General features: G+C 39.4%; 17 protein-coding genes. 13 read left to right on the top strand and 4 right to left on the bottom strand.

What is annotated here, in order from left to right; translation table 11 throughout:
- Positions 1-125: 125 nt before the first annotated feature.
- Positions 126-1349, bottom strand: coding sequence for an MFS transporter (locus tag AC1D69_RS17705; protein WP_495457471.1), 1224 nt, complete (start codon positions 1347-1349; stop codon positions 126-128).
- Between the two features lie 423 nt (positions 1350-1772).
- Here AC1D69_RS17705 and AC1D69_RS17700 point away from each other — a divergent pair, with 423 nt between their 5' ends.
- From AC1D69_RS17700 to AC1D69_RS17660, 9 genes are all read left to right on the top strand, one after another.
- Positions 1773-2684 carry a tyrosine-type recombinase/integrase gene (locus AC1D69_RS17700; RefSeq protein WP_495457522.1) on the top strand — a complete coding sequence of 304 codons (912 nt, stop codon included), beginning with the start codon at positions 1773-1775 and terminating at the stop codon, positions 2682-2684.
- A 494-nt stretch (positions 2685-3178) separates the two neighbouring features.
- Positions 3179-3805, top strand: a complete 627-nt coding sequence (locus AC1D69_RS17695) for a LysE family translocator (protein WP_495457470.1) — start codon at positions 3179-3181, stop codon at positions 3803-3805.
- Between the two features lie 95 nt (positions 3806-3900).
- Positions 3901-5199, top strand: a complete 1299-nt coding sequence (locus tag AC1D69_RS17690; RefSeq protein WP_495457469.1) for a hemolysin family protein — start codon at positions 3901-3903, stop codon at positions 5197-5199.
- Positions 5200-5380: 181 nt separating this feature from the next.
- On the top strand, positions 5381-6775 hold the full coding sequence (gene bcaP / locus AC1D69_RS17685; protein WP_495457468.1) for a branched-chain amino acid transporter BcaP: 1395 nt from the start codon (positions 5381-5383) through the stop codon (positions 6773-6775).
- Positions 6776-7075: 300 nt separating this feature from the next.
- Entirely contained in the window at positions 7076-8362 is a 1287-nt protein-coding gene (locus tag AC1D69_RS17680; RefSeq protein WP_495457467.1) for a WD40/YVTN/BNR-like repeat-containing protein, read from the top strand.
- Between the two features lie 494 nt (positions 8363-8856).
- Complete coding sequence (locus AC1D69_RS17675; protein ID WP_495457466.1) at positions 8857-9162, top strand: hypothetical protein; 306 nt, start codon at positions 8857-8859, stop codon at positions 9160-9162.
- 144 nt (positions 9163-9306) lie between these two features.
- Positions 9307-9495: a hypothetical protein gene (locus tag AC1D69_RS17670; RefSeq protein ID WP_495457465.1), complete on the top strand. Its 189-nt coding sequence runs from the start codon at positions 9307-9309 to the stop codon at positions 9493-9495.
- A gap of 338 nt (positions 9496-9833) precedes the next feature.
- Entirely contained in the window at positions 9834-10259 is a 426-nt protein-coding gene (locus AC1D69_RS17665; RefSeq protein WP_495457464.1) for a DUF2500 domain-containing protein, read from the top strand.
- A 157-nt stretch (positions 10260-10416) separates the two neighbouring features.
- On the top strand, positions 10417-11166 hold the full coding sequence (locus tag AC1D69_RS17660; RefSeq protein ID WP_495457463.1) for an SDR family NAD(P)-dependent oxidoreductase: 750 nt from the start codon (positions 10417-10419) through the stop codon (positions 11164-11166).
- Positions 11167-11235: 69 nt separating this feature from the next.
- On the opposite strand, the gene AC1D69_RS17655 is transcribed toward AC1D69_RS17660, so the two are convergent.
- The 3 genes from AC1D69_RS17655 to AC1D69_RS17645 all read right to left on the bottom strand — a co-directional run bounded on the left by AC1D69_RS17655 (position 11236) and on the right by AC1D69_RS17645 (position 14581).
- Complete coding sequence (locus AC1D69_RS17655) at positions 11236-12636, bottom strand: ABC transporter substrate-binding protein (RefSeq protein WP_495457462.1); 1401 nt, start codon at positions 12634-12636, stop codon at positions 11236-11238.
- Between the two features lie 122 nt (positions 12637-12758).
- A complete protein-coding gene (locus tag AC1D69_RS17650; protein WP_495457461.1) occupies positions 12759-13583 on the bottom strand; it encodes a carbohydrate ABC transporter permease in 825 nt (274 codons plus the stop codon).
- The gene (locus tag AC1D69_RS17645) at positions 13580-14581 is read right to left on the bottom strand and encodes a carbohydrate ABC transporter permease (RefSeq protein WP_495457460.1); all 1002 of its coding nucleotides are present in this window, start codon (positions 14579-14581) and stop codon (positions 13580-13582) included. Before AC1D69_RS17645 ends, AC1D69_RS17650 begins: the two co-directional genes overlap by 4 nt.
- Positions 14582-14710: 129 nt before the next feature.
- Here AC1D69_RS17645 and AC1D69_RS17640 point away from each other — a divergent pair, with 129 nt between their 5' ends.
- The 4 genes from AC1D69_RS17640 (at position 14711) to AC1D69_RS17625 (ending at position 18092) form a co-directional block, all read left to right on the top strand.
- Positions 14711-15133, top strand: coding sequence for a cell wall hydrolase (locus AC1D69_RS17640; RefSeq protein ID WP_495457459.1), 423 nt, complete (start codon positions 14711-14713; stop codon positions 15131-15133).
- Positions 15134-15200: 67 nt separating this feature from the next.
- Positions 15201-15734 carry a spore coat protein GerQ gene (gene gerQ, locus AC1D69_RS17635; protein ID WP_495457521.1) on the top strand — a complete coding sequence of 178 codons (534 nt, stop codon included), beginning with the start codon at positions 15201-15203 and terminating at the stop codon, positions 15732-15734.
- 314 nt (positions 15735-16048) lie between these two features.
- A complete protein-coding gene (locus tag AC1D69_RS17630) occupies positions 16049-17362 on the top strand; it encodes a hemolysin family protein (protein ID WP_495457458.1) in 1314 nt (437 codons plus the stop codon).
- Positions 17363-17534: 172 nt separating this feature from the next.
- Positions 17535-18092: a hypothetical protein gene (locus AC1D69_RS17625; RefSeq protein WP_495457457.1), complete on the top strand. Its 558-nt coding sequence runs from the start codon at positions 17535-17537 to the stop codon at positions 18090-18092.
- Positions 18093-18101: the final 9 nt, after the last annotated feature.

The raw sequence follows: 18101 nt of genomic DNA, 5'->3' as shown, positions 1-18101 counted from the left end.
AATTATAGGTCTTATCTTATGTATATTATCATGTTCATCACAAAAGGACATTATCCATATAAGAAAAGCTGGCAGCGCATTCCGAATCATCGGTTTGCACTACCAGCTTTTCTTTTAACTTCATTTTAGTTGCCGAGTTCTTCATCTTTAGGTAGAAATACAGCTAGTATACCGAGTAAAGGTAAGTAGGATGAGATGTTCATGATGAACGGGATGCTAGTGAAATCCGCAATATTCCCCATGACTGCTGAGCCTAATCCTCCAAGACCAAATGCTAAGCCGAAGAACAATCCGGAGATCAAACCTATTTTACCAGGTACTAATTCTTGAGCGTATACCACGATGATCGAGAAAGCTGAGGACAGAATGAACCCTGCACAAATACTCATAACTGCAGCTAATCCCAGTGATACGTGTGGAAGTGCGATAGAGAAGGGGGCTGTTCCTAATATGGACACCCATATAATATTTCTCCGTCCAAATCGGTCAGATAAAGGACCCCCAAAAAACGTACCCACAGCTGCCGCTGCAAGGAATGCAAATAAGAAATACTGTGCATGTTGTACGGTTACACCTTGCGTTTCAATTAAGAAGAACGTGTAGTAAGAAGTGATGCTAGACATGTATACATTTTTTGAAAAAACGAGAAATACTAAGATAACAATCGTCCATATGACATGCGCGCGACTTAACCCGGTTGGACGGACATCTGTGGACAAAGGCTTAGTCTTAACGGGTTTTATGCGTAACGGTTGCTTTCCGTACCATTGAGCTACTTTATATTGGATAATAATAGCCACTACAGCTGCAGTCGTGAACCAGATCACACCGAATTGACCGATTTTGACGAATATAAGGGCGGTCATAATTGGGCCTAATGCACTCCCAATATTACCTCCAACTTGGAAAATTGACTGTGACAGCCCTCGTTTCCCGCCACTGGCCAAGAATGCAACGCGAGATGATTCTGGATGGAATACAGCCGATCCTATTCCGATAGATATAACCGAGAGTAATACGATTGCGAAATTCGGAGCGATAGATAACATGATGATACCTAGCAAAGTGAAACATACGCCAATAGGCAATATGTAAGGGCGCGGTCGAATATCTGCGAACATTCCTACAACCGGTTGTAGAAGAGAAGCTGTAATATTCATAGCGAAGGCTATTAGACCAATCTGACTAAAGGATAAACTCATGGAATCCTTCAGGATTGGAAAAAGAGCGGAGACGGTTGACTGCATCGTGTCGTTCAATAGATGGACAATACTGATCGCAAACAGTATAGGATATACGGTCGATGCAGTAGAAGCGATGGGTGCTGCTTGAGTCTTGGATCCTGCCAAGGAACATACCTCCTATGTATTATGCTGTTTTATAGTACGTGTTCTCGTGTAAATCACCACTTTATCATTATCTTCAATATGGTTTAGTTTGTCACGAAGTATATAGAATAACTCATAAAAAACGCATTAAAATAATTGCGTATAACTTAAATTATACGCTGTTTTGATTTAAATGGATTTGTTAAGTGGATCACGGCCGCTATCTCACGTTATTTGTAACCTTTTATTGGAAAAAATGATACCAAAATGGATTTTGTTCAAATCGCGTAAGTTCTTTCTCTAAAATGAACTAATTGTGCTAACGACTGAACTTCATGTTAAAATTAATTTCTACGAAGAGATAACAGTGAAGAAAGGGAGTGACTACCCGTGAACGAATGGACAGAAGTTTATGAAGAAGCGTTGGATGGTTTTTTAATCTGGATGAAAGACGCCGGGTATACAACTTACACACAGAAATCGTATCTCGGAGATGTACATGAATTTTTGGCTTCACTCAATGGAAAGTCATTAGACAGTGTTAGGAAATTCCATGTTGTATCTTATTTATCATCTGTCCGTGAACGTGGCGTAAGTGATTCTACACGTAATCGTAAACATGCTTCAGTTTCATGTTTTTTTAAAGCGTTAATGGAATTGGAACTACATAACGTAAATCCTGCAGTAGGTATCAAGAAATCAAAAACAGACAAGTATCGTGCACCCGTCTATTTAGAGGAATCTGAAATGCAAAGGTTCTTTAGTGCGGTGGAAGGAAAACATCGTGACCGTAATTTAGCAATCTTTCTTTTAATGGCATACATGGGTCTGCGTGTAGGTGAAGTGCATACGCTGAACTTAAGTGATTTCAATTCGGAGGGTCGATTACTTAGTGTATTTGGTAAAGGGCGTAAATGGCGAACAGTTCCCGTTCCTGAATCGGTATGTCCTGTATTGGAGCGGGCAGTGAGCGAACGTATTGAGCCTAAGCGTAATAAAGAGGTAGCGATGTTTATCTCACAAAAGGGTCGTCGGTTATCGATTCGATCGATTCAACAAGCGGCATCGGATACGTTCGATCGGTTTCAGAGTGATATCCAACCGATGCAACGAATACCTTATTCCAGCCATAAGTTGCGCCATTCTTTTGCCACGATGTTGCTACGAAAGGGAGCAGATCTGAGAACCGTTCAGGAGTTATTAGGTCATTCCTCCATTCAGACGACTACGGTGTATACCCATATTACGAGTCGTGAGAAAGAGGAAGCGATGTCCAGACTCACTTTGGAATTACCTTCATTTTCTATAAGTGAACAGGATATTGAAGAGGAAAAGAATGAAAAAGTGAGGATGTAGGAATTAAAAGTGATGCTAAAAAATGAACGAACAGTATTGGTTAACATAATAAATATTATGTTAACCAATACTTTTTCTATCTACTTCATTTATATATTTCCTAGCTTCAAGATCGAAGGTCCAAACACAATAAATCACTTTTTATGGTCGTTTTGCACTCATTAGAACATATGTTCGAACCTCGAATAATTCTCATTTTTAATCATCAAGGAGGATTACACCCATAAATTGTCTTGTTTGGAGGATTTAGATGCAATATATTGGTTTTGTAGCTACTAATACGAGACTGAAGCATAGTGATACCGGAATTAAAAGAGCAATTTGAAGACGATGGAACATATGTTCGCTATGCGGTCTAAAAGATGAGGGGTTACACGCGTCAGAGGGAACCTTTCACAATTAGCTGCAGTTGAAGCAACACAATCTCTTGAGGTCATATTCGCTCTAACATTAATTCATTCATCTAAAATAAGCACAAGAAAGGATTTAAACACATGTTTACATTATCTTCACTTATGATATTTATCGGTGCTTCCATCTTATTGATCCTCATACCAGGTCCTGATCTTATATTTGCTGTTACACAGGGAATGACCAATGGAAGGAAAGCGGGAGTCTACACGGCTGTGGGATTAAGTCTTGGAAGTATCGTTCACACCTTAGCCGCAGCACTGGGACTTTCTATTATTGTTACGACATCTGCAACTGCATTCAGCCTATTTAAATGGGCGGGGGCTCTTTATTTGTTCTACCTAGCCTTTAAGTCTATTAAATATCGTAAGAGTCCTATCCAGTTGAATGCGAGTCAGCCGAAAGGGCAGCGGAGTTTATTGCTTAGAGGGCTTACTATGAATGTCCTTAATCCAAAGGTCGCTATATTTTTCCTTACTTTTCTACCGCAATTTGTTGATTATACAACCGGGTATGTCCCACTTCAAATGATTGTTTTAGGGTTGATTTTCCTAGTCTTATCTGGTGTCATTTTTTCAATACTCGCCTATTTTGCAGGGACTTTCAGTCATAAATTATTGGCCAGACCTAAATTTAGTGAATATTCTAATGTTACGGCTTCTGCCATATATATAGGATTAGGATTGAAATTGGCAACCACTCAACCTTAAATTAGACAATATTTTTGTAAAAAAACCGTGATCGATGTATAATTATATCTTGTAACTATAAAAATCATAATATTTTTAAAGGAGAAGATGAAGTAGTGGAAAGTGGCAGGCCGGGGTTAAATCTATTTTTAATCGCTATATTAATTGCATTAACAGCTTTTTTCGTAGCGGTGGAATTCGCTATGGTACGTCTTCGTTCAAGTCGAGTGGATCAAATGATCAGTGAAGGTAGAAAGAATGCATCGGCTGTAAAAAGGGTACTAGACAATTTAGATGGTTACTTATCTGCTTGTCAATTGGGTATTACGATTACGTCACTCGGACTAGGTTGGTTGGGTGAGCCAACAGTAGAAAGTATTCTACATCCTTTATTTGCGAAAATGCAACTAGCTCAAGGCTTAAATGATTTCATTTCGTTCGTTATTGCATTCGTTGTTATTACGTACTTGCACGTCGTAGTAGGTGAATTGGCACCTAAGACGATTGCTATACGGAAAACGGAGACCATTGCATTATTAACTGCCCAACCTATCATATTGTTTGACAAAGTGATGAGACCCTTCATATGGACTTTAAATGGTTCGGCTAATCAATTAGTTAAAATGATCGGGATCAAGCCTGCATCAGAACATGAAGAAGCCCATTCCGAGGAAGAGCTTCAGATTATAATAAATGAAAGTTACGAAAGTGGTAAGATCAACAAGAATGAACTCGGGTATGTAAATCGGATTTTTGCTTTTGATAACATGCTGGCAAAGGATATTCTTGTACCTCGTACAGATATGGTGTGCTTATATACAGATAAGACCCAAAAGGAAAATATGGAGATTATCAAGAGAGAGCAATATACTCGATTTCCAGTAGCACACGAGAATAAGGATAACATTATCGGGATTATTAATACGAAGCAATTTTTCTTAGCTTATGATGATAACCCTAATGTTGAAGTTTCAACCTTGATGCAACCTGTGATGTCAGTTCCTGAGACGGCTTCTGTAGACGCATTGTTAAAGAAAATGCAAAGAGAAAGCACTCATATTGCCATTCTAGTGGATGAATACGGTGGAACCTCGGGTATGGTTACCATCGAAGATATATTAGAACAGATCGTTGGCGAGATTCGCGATGAATTTGATGGTGAAGAAGAGCAGGAAATCACAAAAGTCGCTGATAATCATATTATCGCGGATGGTAAAGTATCGTTAATGCATATTAATAACCTACTCCCAACTGAGTTTGATACGGAAGAGTGGGATTCTATAGGTGGATGGCTATATGGTCATCATTCTGAACTAGAAGAAGGAGATCAATGGCAACATGAGAATGTGACATTTACCCTTCTTGAGAAAGATAAACATCGTTATTGTAAAGTTGAACTCATTGTTGAATCATAATCATAGATATAGATCGAGAGCAGCCCTATGTGCTGTTTTTTTTTGCGTTTTTAACAATAATAATGAGGGAAATGCTGGATATGTCGATGATATTTCTAATTTCCGTTTTTTTGTAATTGACATCGTACATAATAAAAGAAGATAATAATCAGCGGCACAAGAAGCAATAAGGAGAGAGAACATGGACTTATTTCGAAAAAAATCAGCATCCAGTTACATTGAAGAAGGGAATTCTAAAGATCAGTCAGCAACATTAAGAAAGTCATTGGGCGCGATGGACCTTACTATCCTAGGCGTCGGAGCCATTATTGGAACGGGTATATTTGTTCTTACAGGAGTTGCAGCTGCTGAACATGCAGGACCCGGATTAGTTCTATCCTTTGTAGTTGCAGCTATAGCGTGTGTGCTTGCGGCTTTATGTTACTCGGAGTTTGCTTCGTCTGTACCTGTATCAGGAAGCGCATATGCATATAGCTATACCGCATTTGGTGAAGTGTTTGCATGGATTCTAGGATGGGACCTTGCACTTGAATACGGTGTCGCAGGCGCAGCCGTGGCTAGTGGTTGGTCTGGTTACTTAAAGGGGTTATTAGATGGTTTTGGTATTCACTTGCCTACAGCCATTTCTGGACCCTTTAATATGTCGAAGGGAACTTACATTGATCTTCCTGCAGTTCTAATTATTCTCTTAATTTGTTTTATGTTGACGAGAGGAATACAGGAAACGGCTCGATTCAATACCATTATGGTTGTGATTAAGATTGCAGTTATTTTATTATTTATTGGTGTTGGTATTTTTTATGTGAAACCTTCGAATTGGTCCCCATTTCTACCCTATGGGATGACGGGTGTCTTCAATGGTGCGGCCGCTGTGTTTTTTGCATATATAGGGTTCGATGCCTTATCAACAGCTGCAGAAGAAGTGAAGAATCCTCAAAGAGATCTACCCATTGGGATCATTTCTTCGCTTGCTATATGTACGATTCTTTATATCGTGGTATCTCTAGTTATTACAGGCATTGTTCCCTTTGGACAACTTAACGTGACAGATCCTGTTGCTTTCGCATTACGATTTGTTGATCAGAACTTGGTGGCTGGACTCATATCATTAGGTGCGATAGCAGGTATGACCACCGTACTCTTAGTACTACTATATGGTCAATCGCGTTTGTTGTTTGCTATTTCTCGTGATGGGATGCTGCCACAGGTGATCTCCCGTATTAATACGAAGACACAAGTTCCGGTTGTAAGTACATGGATAACAGGTATTCTGATTGCTATACTTGCTGGGTTAATTCCATTGGACAAGCTGGCTAGTCTAACGAGTATTGGAACGTTATTCGCATTTGCAGTTGTTTCATTAGGAATCATCTTTATGCGAATTTCCAATCCAGACTTACCTAGAGGTTTTAAAGTGCCATGGGTACCCTTTATCCCACTATTGAGTGCTGCGGCATGTTTCTATTTAATGTTCAATTTAAGTAAAGAAACATGGCAGGGATTCTTAATATGGTTAATTATTGGTATGATCATATATTTCTTGTACGGATATAGACATAGTAAGTTGAATAAGTGATTTTCTGAGATTACAGCATATCATTCCAGAAGCAGCTCGATGTTAAGAGCTGCTTTTGTGTATAGAAAGATTATGTTAACCATAATCTATAATTTATTGAATGATTAGTTTATAGTGTTAACTATAAGGTTGACTGGATCTTGTTTTTTTCTAGTAATCAACTATGCATTTCACTTAATATGATATAATATTCACTTAGATTAAGCATCAATAAACCTTCTGTTTTAAAACGAAGGGTATTCTGAGAGGTTAAGCTGAATCATGATTTTTCAGAATCGGTAATGGATGGAGGCAAAACTAATGAAATTACAACGACATAAATACGCTCAAATTGTCATCCTATTGGGTCTGCTACTTACGGCTTGCTCCAATAATAATGCTGTTATAGATACACAACCTGCGCAAGAACAAGAAGATACCAGTGAGCTGGGACAGACTTTAAATGTAGTTACCCCAGATGTGTCCAATGTGGAAACTGTCACCAAAGAACAAGAACAATATCAGATTCAGACTCGGTTAGTGGACTTTCACCTTATAAACGATACTACTGGGCTAGCGTGGGGATTAACGAGAAACTCGTTGAGGCTCTATCTTACAGAGGATCGGGGCGAAACCTGGATTAATATTTCTCCTGCAGCGAATGTGCAGTTTACAAAGAATCCTAGCTACGGAACAGATGTATTCTTCTTAGATGAAAATAATGGCTGGGTTGTTCGTAATGGCGAAGGAAAGAATGAAACCGTAGTTCTACGGACAACAAATTCTGGTAAACAATGGAGGATATCCTCCTTACCTAAATCAGATACGATAAAGGGAATTTCCTTCATATCAATGGCTCGGGGATGGATTCTAACTTCTTCGGCTGCTTCGATGGGGCAAGAGGAGAAATATCTATTTAGAACGGATGATGGTGGCGGAACTTGGAAAAAGGTAATGCAGAATACAGGGTCACCCAACGCTTCAAAAGATACGGAGAAGTCCATTTCTTATGATGGTTACTTAGAGGGTATGACATTTATTGATCCGCTTCGTGGATTTGTCACGCTTCAAGAATTAGGGAGTTCCTCGTTATATACCACTGATGACGGAGGGAGTTCGTGGTTATCAGTGCCCAATTTCGTGGATACCACTAAAATGAGTACTTGTAGTACATTGGAGTTGGGTAATCCTCAATTCAAAGAAAAATCAGGAGATAATGGGTTTATACCTCTGGCATGTACAGTAGGGGATAAGACAAAATTCAACGGATATTTCACGTCGGATCAAGGTGTGACATGGCAGTTGAAATCATTTAACCTGAATTGGTCACAAGGATTGAATCAAATGTTGCCTCCTGTCTTTTTGAATCAAAATGAAGGTTGGTATTTACAGGATTCGGTTGTCTATCACACGTTAAATCAAGGAAAGACTTGGGAAGCGTTAGCTACTAGTAGAACACTACAAGATTATATCAAGATGTATCCAAGTGTCGTTAAATTCGAATTCATCTCATCTAAGTCAGGCTGGATATTGTTAGAGAATACGGATAATAAGCGTTCACTGTTGTTACAGACTTTGGACGGGGGCATAACTTGGAAAGTACTATAAGATAAAGAGATGCTAAGTAATAGAGGATTATTTCCAAGTACAACCGATGTAAAGCAAGTACAACCAAATAAGCACACAGTTAAACCCAAGGAAGTACAATCGAACCTAAACAAGACAACCAAAATAAGCACAGCCAAACCTAGGTAAATACAATCAAATACAACCTAAATCTAACCGAGCTCTAACTCAATCTAACCAAATTTAACTCAATCGAACCCAGGCCAACTGGCTCTTGAGGATTGAATATTGTAACAACTCTGATTCTTATATACTGAAATTGGTTAGATATGGGGACTAGGAGAACTGAGGCTGATGAATGAGTGGGAGCATAGAAAGGTCCGAAGGATCAGAAATAGTTAGTGGGAGCGGTGAATTTCATAGTAACGGTGAATAGTTATTGTAACGGAAACAGTGACTTTGAACGGTGAAGGTAACTTAGTGGAATAGTTAACGGGAGCGGGAATGGTGTAGATACCGGAAACACGGAGGGAGTGATGATGGTGATCAACCCCGGTTACCAGAGTACAGAGATATTAGTCCATAAATTGGAGTTACGATCGATGGGTGGTTACGTATTTCAGTTAGCAGGAGAATCTCCAGTTGGAGGAACTCTTATGGGTCTACACAGTCATATTAGCAGGAAAAACTCCTGTTACATCGTAGATCCCATATCACCAGTACGTTTTCAGATGCATCAAGTAAACTATTTAAATGAATCTCTCCGTACAGTGGATTACGCTCTACTGGTTGTTATTCTTAGGGCAGCGATGGACTGGCTTATGTCAGCTACGGGGTGCTAAGCGTTATTTATGAGGTCATATTAAGATGAAAATAATAAAGTTTTAAATTTAATGCAAGTATGTGAAATTAATCACAATAAATACTTTATATTTATGGTATCTTTAGTTTGTAAACAAGATAGATAAGAGAATGGAGTGGGCAAGATGACAAATTTCAATAATGAAACCGACGTAACTAGTAAAAAATTACTTCAATTCTGCTATACATGTGAGGATGCTCATTTATGTGATTCTGAAGAAAAATGCCAAGCTTGTTGGTCAGAACAAGGAATGTTGGCTGATCAAGAAGAAATGAACGAAACACAAGTTTTGTTACAAATGGTTCATGCATAATATATTTATAAATAGGATAGTAACGTGATGAGTAACACGAAGTGTGCATTTGAGCTTTGTGATACTCATCTTTTTTGTGTCTAGATATGTTTAATAAGATTTGCGAAGAATTGATCAATAATTGATATGCTTGGCAAGTACATCGCATATACATGTTAGTGGAGAGTCCAATAGTGTATAACGATGTCAGTAAATTATGGAGATCATACGTTACATAAGTTGCATTCCCTCTCCACGCCAATACTTTCGAAGATTGTTAGGATAATGCACAACTTTGAAGTATCCATTTATACGGGAAGTTAAACCCAAGTTGGCGTTAGTATGAAAGGGGGAGAAGGATGGGATTAGACTCTTTTTGGATGTTCGATTTTGTAGGAACCGTCATGCCGATCTTTATCATTGTAATTGTAGCTATTCTGTTATTGAGTGTTGGAAAGAGCATATTACAATGGAATAACAACAATAGACAGCCTTTACTTACTGTAGACTCTTGTATTGTGAGTAAGCGTATTGAAGTGAAGCAACACAATAACCAACAGAATGATCAGGTAACAAGTTACACTCGTACTAGTTATTATATAACCTTTGAAGTGGGTAGTGGAGATCGGATAGAGTTCACTGTCAATGGGGATGAGTATGGTCTTTGTGCGGAAGGTGATCAGGGGCAACTAACGTTTCAGGGAACTCGTTATATGGGATTCCATCGTAATCCTAGGTTCACCACACAGGATGATGCACGTTCTGGACGAAGGGGATATGAGTAATAGAGTAATACCTACAACTGCCTTAATCATAAGGCGGTTTTTTCTGTTTTGTATATATCCTGATTGGATTAGAAGATTAGTTATTTCTGTAGTAGCATTAAAGATGTCATAATAAATCTAAATTTTTTTATTGATTAGAAGAGGAGGCTAGTTAATCATGTCTTTTGAAAATAAAGTAGTCGTAATAACTGGTGCAGCACAAGGCATTGGACAAGGTATCGCCAACATGTATGCCACGAGAGGCGCACGAGTCGTCGTAGCAGATCTAGATGCTGTAAAAGGTGAAACAACCGCAGCAACAATTCGCCAAGAGGGTGGAACAGCCATATTCATTCCCTGTGATGTGAGGTTAGAAGAAGATATTCAGCGGCTCATGGCATTAACTATGGAGGAATTCGGAACGATCGATATTTTGATCAATAATGCGGGTGTTTCCCGCTTCAAGTCTCCTTTTGAATTAACCGTGGATGAATGGGATGATGTATTAAACACAAATGCTCGAAGCTGTTTTCTAGCGACACGTGAAGCTGCGAAGATCATGAAGAGTCAAGGGACGAGAGGTGCAATCGTAAACATTTCTTCAACACGCTCCATAATGTCTGAACCTGATTCTGAAGCATACGCAGCATCTAAGGGGGCAATTCTTGCATTGTCTCATGCGATGGCTATCTCTCTTGGAAAAGAAGGGATTCGAGTGAATAGTATCAGCCCTGGCTGGATCGAGACACAGGATTACAAAGCACTCAGCGCCTTAGATCACGAACAACATCCTGCTGGACGTGTGGGAACCCCTGAAGATGTTGCTCGCACCTGTCTTTACTTAACGGATCCAGATAACTCCTTCATAACAGGTACCAATGTTGTATTAGATGGTGGCATGACACGAAAAATGATGTATGAAGAATGAACTGAAGAAGACAGCACTCCGTTCCTCGCTAATAGAGGTGAATGAGTGCTGTCTTCTTCATTACTAAACCTATTGACTGACTGTTTGATTATACTCCTGTATCTTGCTAGTAATGGACTTAGCTGCATCGTCTAGTGCTTGTTGAGGTGACTTATTATTATTTAATACTTCCTCAATGGCAGTCTCCGTTAACTGACGCGCTTCAGGGAATACACCCATAACTGCCCCTTGTGTAGCTAGATTTGCCTTCGTCTGATGAAGCTGGTCGACAGCTGTTTGGAACTGAGGATATTTAGATAAATTATCTTTAACTGTCTGCTCGTCATAGGCCTTCTGAGTGATCGGGAAGTATCCTGTGTTGATATGCCAGAATGCTTGCGTTGCTGGTTGTGCTAGGAATTTAATGAATTCCCATGCGCCTTGTTGTTCTTCGTCCGAACGATTATTCATAATCCATAAGCTTGCACCACCTACGACAACACCACCATCCTTCGCTCCTTCAGGTGTAGGTAAGAAGGCTGTACCCACTTCGAATTTCCCTTCTGTTGAACTAACGATCCCACGAAGAGAAGCTGTAGAATCAAGCGTCATGGCAATTTGTCCTGCAGCGAATGCTTTCTTGGTATCGTCTGTCTTACGGCCAAGATTTATGATCGACTTGTCATCCAACATTTGTTTCCACCACGTTAGCGTTGAGATACTTGCTTCACTATTTAATAAGGATGAAGTCGCTGGTGATGTACGGCCATTACCATTATCGATGAGCTCTTTTCCTTGATTCGCAAGCAATTGTTCCAGAAACCAACCATAGATGGCAAAGGAGGCTCCTGTTTGTCCGTCACTAGTTAATAATTTTGCCGTTTTTTCGAATTCTGCATATGTGGTTGGAGGTTTCTTAGGATCCAATCCGGCAGCTTTGAAAGCATCCCTATTGTAATAAAGAATAGGGTTAGAAGTGTTAAATGGCATCGAATACAATTGATTATCAAACGTGTAATAGTTCAAAATATTAGGTTCTAATGAAGTCGTGTCATAGTTTTCTTTATCGATGAATGTTTGCATTGGAGTTACTGCTTTGGTATCGATCATGAACCGACTACCAATCTCATATACCTGCATTAACGTTGGACTACTATCTGAATCCATAGCTGCTTTTAACTTATTTAAGCTCTCATCGTAGGTTCCTTGGTACACCGCTTCGACTTGAACATCTTGTTGTGCGTTGTTGAAATCTGAGACCAGTTGATCCAATGTCTGTCCTAATTCTCCACTCATGGAATGCCACCATACAACTTTAACAGGTGCTGTTTTCTTTACCGTTTCAGTCGGAGTTTCACTACTTGAAGTAGCTAATGCGGTTTCCTTTGATGCATTATTACTTACTGTCGATCCGCATGCAGAAGTCAGCAACATCATCCATACGATGATAAGTAGTGCCATGGGTCGTCTACGCATTGCTTTTGATTTCATGAGTTCTTTGTTCTCTCCCTTATTGGATCATATTTTTATCTGAAATTAGAACTATCCCTCAAATGGAATAATCTAATACCGGATCGCGTGAAGAAGAATCTCATTGAAGTTATTTACAGAATCTAGCCCTTAAGTGCTCCAGCCGTAATGCCTCGTACAAGGGGCTTTAGACCAACAACCAGTAGCAATAGAGAAGGGATGAGAACAGTAACTACACCTGCTAAGACCAGATTCCACGACGTCATTTCTTCAAACTGGAGCATGCTGATCCCGATCTGAACCGTCCGCATTTCTTCTTTGTTCGTAATAAGCAGTGGCCATAAGTACATATTCCAATGATTCAAAAATGAATATACGCCAAGTGTAGCGATTGCTGGTGTAGAGAGAGGTAGTACCAGTGAAAGAAAGATTCGAATATGTCCACAACCATCTATACGTGCAGCTTCGAACAATTCCCGAGGCAACTGTAAGAAGGATTGTCTTAATAAAAACGTACCGAAAGCAGAAGCAACAAAGGGAAGAATTAACCCTGTATAACTATCAAGTAGGTTCCAACTTTTAATAGTCAGATAATTGGGAATCATAATGACCTCCCATGGGATCATCATCGTAGCAAGGAACAAGGCAAATAGACAAGTCTTACCAGGAAAGCGAAGGAATGCAAAAGCATAGGCAGCCGTACTTGCAGTAATGATCTGTCCAAGCATAATAAGTGTGGACACAATGAAGCTGTTCTCAATGAATCGTAAAACGGGAATCGTCTGCACGACCTGGATATAATTCTCCCAATTAAGATGACTTGGTAACAATCTAGGTGGATAGGTTGCGGATTCACTATTGGTCATAAGTGAAGAGGACAGTGTATATAGCATCGGAAATAAAATGAGACAGGATGCCATGAGCAGTGCAATATAAAGTAGAATTCGATTCGTTCGATTCATGATCATTGATAATGCACCTTCTTCTCTAAGAACTTGAACTGAATCAATGTGAGGATGAGTACAATACAGAATAGAATCAGGGCTTGTGCGCTACCTATCCCAAATCGGTAATTCACAAATGCATCTTGATAGATATTGAACACCATGACATTGGTACTGTTCACGGGTCCTCCCTTGGTTAGAATATTGATCTGCCCGAACGATTGAAAAGCGCCAATCATAGACACAACCGTTACGAAGAATATGGAAGGTGTGATTAGAGGAAGCGTTAAGCTAAAGAAGGTTTTAAGTGGACCCGCTCCATCGATCTGTGCACTATCATAGATATCATCTGAGACGCCTTGCATACCACTTAGTAATACAATGAATTGAAAGCCCAAGTTCATCCATACGGTCATGATTGCAATCGATAAGAGCGCCCAGCTAGGATCGGTAAGCCAGTTAATGGGTGCGATATGTAGTAGGCTAAGGAAGTAGTTCAGCGTTCCTAGCGTAGGGTGATAAAGAATCATCCAGATGATGGATCCTGTTCCTACGGAGATTGCCATAGGCAGTGAGAAAATAAAACGGAAAACATACATTCCCCGTAATCGCGTCTGTGCTAGCCATGCAAGGACCAGGGCAATAATGATTCCTGTGGGTACAGTTAAAAGGATGAAGCTTATTGTAACGGTCATGCTTTTGTAAAAAAGATCCGATGTCAGCAAGTCTGTAAAATTACGAAGACCTACATATTGAGCAATACGACCTCGTGGATCAGTTAAATACATACTTAAATATACGGATTTGATAAGAGGGTAAAAGAGAAAAGTACTAAACAATAATAATGATGGTGCAAGGAATAAAAACGCAAGTATGCGTTCAAGGAAGCGATTTGTACGTAAGGAGCGGGTATTGAATGTAGATAGGAAAACATTATGCTTCAGTGTAGGTTGGATGACGACTTCTTTTTCCATAAACGGCAGTACCTCTCTCTCTAATAGTCTTATTTCTACAATGAGCATAAAGCTTGGATATTAGGAGAATGTCATGAGGGTGTAAAATAATTGTTTATTTTTTAGTTGTCACCATCTAGGCGAATGTACATAAGATACTGTGAAGTTAGAAAGTTCACGAGCAAGGAGGTGTATTGGATGCCAGTAGTTAAGGCAAATTCGGAAGATATTAAGGTGTTAGCACGACTCATGAGGGCGGAAGCGGAAGAAGATGGAGAACTAGGCATGCTTATGGTAGGCAATGTTGGTGTGAACCGAATATTAGGGGATTGTTTGGATTTCAATAATGTTCGTAACATTAACGATATGGTTTACCAAAGTCCAGGAGGATTTGAAGCTCCTCAGAAGGGTTATTTTTATCAACGAGCACGAGAAAAAGATATCAGACTTGCTGAAAGAGCTATAAGAGGCGAACGTACTTGGCCTGCAAGTAACGCGCTTTGGTTCTTCAGACCAACAGGAGATTGTCCTGCCACATGGTACAACCAACAAAATACAGGAAGATTTAAAGCACATTGCTTCTTCACACCAACCGCAGAAGACTGTCCGACAGTCTACTAGAATGAGCGTAAGCTAATAACATCATCCATGTAATATTTAATGTTTTTCAATATAAGGAGGAATTTTAATTATGTTAATGCAACCCTTTCAACCGGTAAATTATCAAATTGGTAATGAACGTGGATCTTATGGATCACAAGTAAGCCCACAAATGAATTCACAGATGAGTCCTCAGATGAATTCTCAAATGAATGCTCAGATGAGTCCACAGGCGAACGCTCAGTTGAACCAAGGAATGATGGGAGGATCATATATGATGCCTCCGCAAGTAGCCAGTGGCAACCCTATGACGCCAACGGGAAATGTGGTGTCAACCAATGCTCCTGTGTATGAGCAATCGTATGTAGAGAATATTTTGAGAATGAATTTGGGAAAATGCGGAACATTCTATATGACCTACGAGAATAATAAAGAATGGAATGCGAAGATATTTAAAGGGATTGTTGAAGCTGCGGGACGTGATCATATCATTATTAGTGAGCCTGCAACAGGTCGTAGAGTGATCTTGTTAACGATCTACTTAGATTACATTACATTTGATGAACCAATTAACTATCAATATCCTGGAGTTATTGGGAATCCGGGCCAAGGAAGACGTTAAAATCGGTCTTAAACATCAAAAAGGGGTGCCTTATCGTCGCAATTGACGAAGGCACCCCTTTTAGCGTGGTAAATCGCTGTTTTTACATCAAAACTCATGGTTTCTGTAAAATTCAGTCATACCTTGTTGTTTGACTGTGTAATGTATAACTATATAATTAATTATAGGTTTAACTTTCGAATGAACGGAGGAGAGTCGCTTGGGAAATTGATGCTATGTGGAGAGAACAGGTTAATGAATCAGCAACACATTTTAGAAAAACGAAGGAGGTGTACCTATTCGTCAGTGAAGGATTACGACGAATAGGATAACGATTGAACCCATTACCGAGTGAGATAAATTTAATTTGGGTTTTTGTTTTAATTATATTAAATGGTTTTTTTGTATCTGCTGAATATGCCATGGTGAAAGCAAAAATTAGCCGAATAGATACAATGGTAGCAGATGGACGTAAAGGTGCGATATTAGCAAGAAACATTACGAATAACGTAGATGTATACTTATCAGCCTGTCAACTTGGAATTACAGTAGCATCATTAGGTCTTGGATGGATTGGTGCGCCAGCTATTGCACGATTATTATATCCACTATTTAACTTACTGGGGTACAGTGATCCTGTAGTAAGTGGTATTTCTGTAGCTATCGCATTTATTATTGTTACCGTCCTTCATATCGTATTAGGTGAATTAGCACCCAAGACAGTAGCACTTCGGAAGTCAGATTCAGTGACCTTATTATCCGCGGCGCCTATAACCCTATTCTATAAAATCATGTCACCGTTTATATGGCTGATCAACGGATTAGCAAATCTAATATTGAGAATTTTACACATTGCGCCTGAATCCGAACAAGATTCTGCTCACACGGAGCAAGAAATACGGATCTTGTTGAAAGAAAGTAATAAAAGTGGATTAATTAACAACACTGAACTCGCACTTGTAGATAACATCTTCGGATTTGCGGAGACGACCGCGCGTGAGATCATGATTCCTAGAACGGAAATGATCTGCCTGTACAAACATGTTCCAAGAGAAGAAAATTTAGAAATTGCATATGACGGAATGAGAACTCGTTATCCACTATGCGATGGAGATAAAGATAACATCATCGGTTTTATTCATATCAAAGATTTAATTAGAGCTAACGATATAGAATACCCGAATATTGTTCGACCTATTATTACTGTACCAGAGTCTATCCAGATCAGTGCATTGCTGAAATTAATGCAACGGAGTAAGTCGCAAATTGCCATATTAATTGATGAGTACGGTGGGACTTCAGGCCTTGTCACAATGGAAGATATCATGGAAGAAATCGTAGGCGAAATTCAAGACGAATTTGATGAAGAGCGACCAGGGATTGAGATGATAAGAGAAGATGAATTCTCTATTGATGGCTTAATGCTAATTGATGAGATCAATGAACGTTTCGGACTGGAGATGGATACGGCCGATTATGATACGATCGGTGGCTGGCTCTACTCAAGACTTGAAGCTATACCTCCTCAGAAAGGTCAATCCGTGGAATTCGATAATTATATATATATCGTGGATGAAACGGATAACAAACGTATCTCCCGGATTCAATTGCTTAGAAAACAACCGATGCAAGAAGAAGAAGGCGCATAAAAAGTCTATTCTACCGGTATTCTCGGACTAATAATTTAAGAATTATGGCGATTAGTTGTATTTAATAAAAAAAGTACAAAAATTTCGCGGTAATGTGTAACTTCTCTCTGATAGGAAGCGTTTATATTATATTCCAGGATAACCCAGAGAGGATACTTAATGTATGAAAAAGATGAAGCCGAAGAAAGTCTTAACTTTAACTGTGTTAGTCGCGTTAGCAAGCATGATGTTTTCAATTCAGGTGAGCGCTGATAGTACGGATGCGCAAGGGACAGGTGCTCTAACAACACCACCTCCACAATTGGAATCTCAGAGTAAAGCGGTAGTTAATAAAGAAGTGAAAGAGGCAGGCGCACTCACAACAGCACCTCCTAAATCAGATATGCAGATCAAAACAATTAATCCTAATTTCAAATACCTATATGATGCTAGTTTTTCTATTTCGGATGTAGGTAGCTTGAAGGTGAAACTTCAAGCGATGACTATGGCTTATGAGACTGTAAACTCTATAGGTGCTGATGTTAGTCTAGAACGCTGGACAGGATCCACTTGGATTACCGTTCAAAGTACAACGTTATCGTCTACTCTAACAGACTATTATAGCGGTAGTGTGACATGGACAGCGACAGAAGGATTCTATTATCGAGGTAGAAGTAACCATTGGGTCAAAAAAGGAACTGTAAAAGAAGAACAGGTTGCATACACAGGTTCCTTATTGGTTACAAAATAAGAATGAATA

Source organism: Paenibacillus sp. Y301 (assembly GCF_059445505.1).
The sequence above is the reverse complement of the archived record's forward strand: the minus strand, read 5'-3'. Positions and strand labels throughout refer to the sequence as shown.

Coding starts and splice junctions, on each gene's coding strand:
- AC1D69_RS17700 (WP_495457522.1), top strand. CDS start 1,773: ATGAAAGACGCCGGGTATACAACTTACACACAGAAATCGTATCTCGGA.
- AC1D69_RS17695 (WP_495457470.1), top strand. CDS start 3,179: ATGTTTACATTATCTTCACTTATGATATTTATCGGTGCTTCCATCTTA.
- bcaP (WP_495457468.1), top strand. CDS start 5,381: ATGGACTTATTTCGAAAAAAATCAGCATCCAGTTACATTGAAGAAGGG.
- AC1D69_RS17680 (WP_495457467.1), top strand. CDS start 7,076: ATGAAATTACAACGACATAAATACGCTCAAATTGTCATCCTATTGGGT.
- AC1D69_RS17675 (WP_495457466.1), top strand. CDS start 8,857: ATGATGGTGATCAACCCCGGTTACCAGAGTACAGAGATATTAGTCCAT.
- AC1D69_RS17670 (WP_495457465.1), top strand. CDS start 9,307: ATGACAAATTTCAATAATGAAACCGACGTAACTAGTAAAAAATTACTT.
- AC1D69_RS17665 (WP_495457464.1), top strand. CDS start 9,834: ATGGGATTAGACTCTTTTTGGATGTTCGATTTTGTAGGAACCGTCATG.
- AC1D69_RS17660 (WP_495457463.1), top strand. CDS start 10,417: ATGTCTTTTGAAAATAAAGTAGTCGTAATAACTGGTGCAGCACAAGGC.
- AC1D69_RS17655 (WP_495457462.1), bottom strand. CDS start 12,636: ATGAAATCAAAAGCAATGCGTAGACGACCCATGGCACTACTTATCATC.
- AC1D69_RS17650 (WP_495457461.1), bottom strand. CDS start 13,583: ATGATCATGAATCGAACGAATCGAATTCTACTTTATATTGCACTGCTC.
- AC1D69_RS17645 (WP_495457460.1), bottom strand. CDS start 14,581: ATGCTCATTGTAGAAATAAGACTATTAGAGAGAGAGGTACTGCCGTTT.
- AC1D69_RS17640 (WP_495457459.1), top strand. CDS start 14,711: ATGCCAGTAGTTAAGGCAAATTCGGAAGATATTAAGGTGTTAGCACGA.
- AC1D69_RS17625 (WP_495457457.1), top strand. CDS start 17,535: ATGAAGCCGAAGAAAGTCTTAACTTTAACTGTGTTAGTCGCGTTAGCA.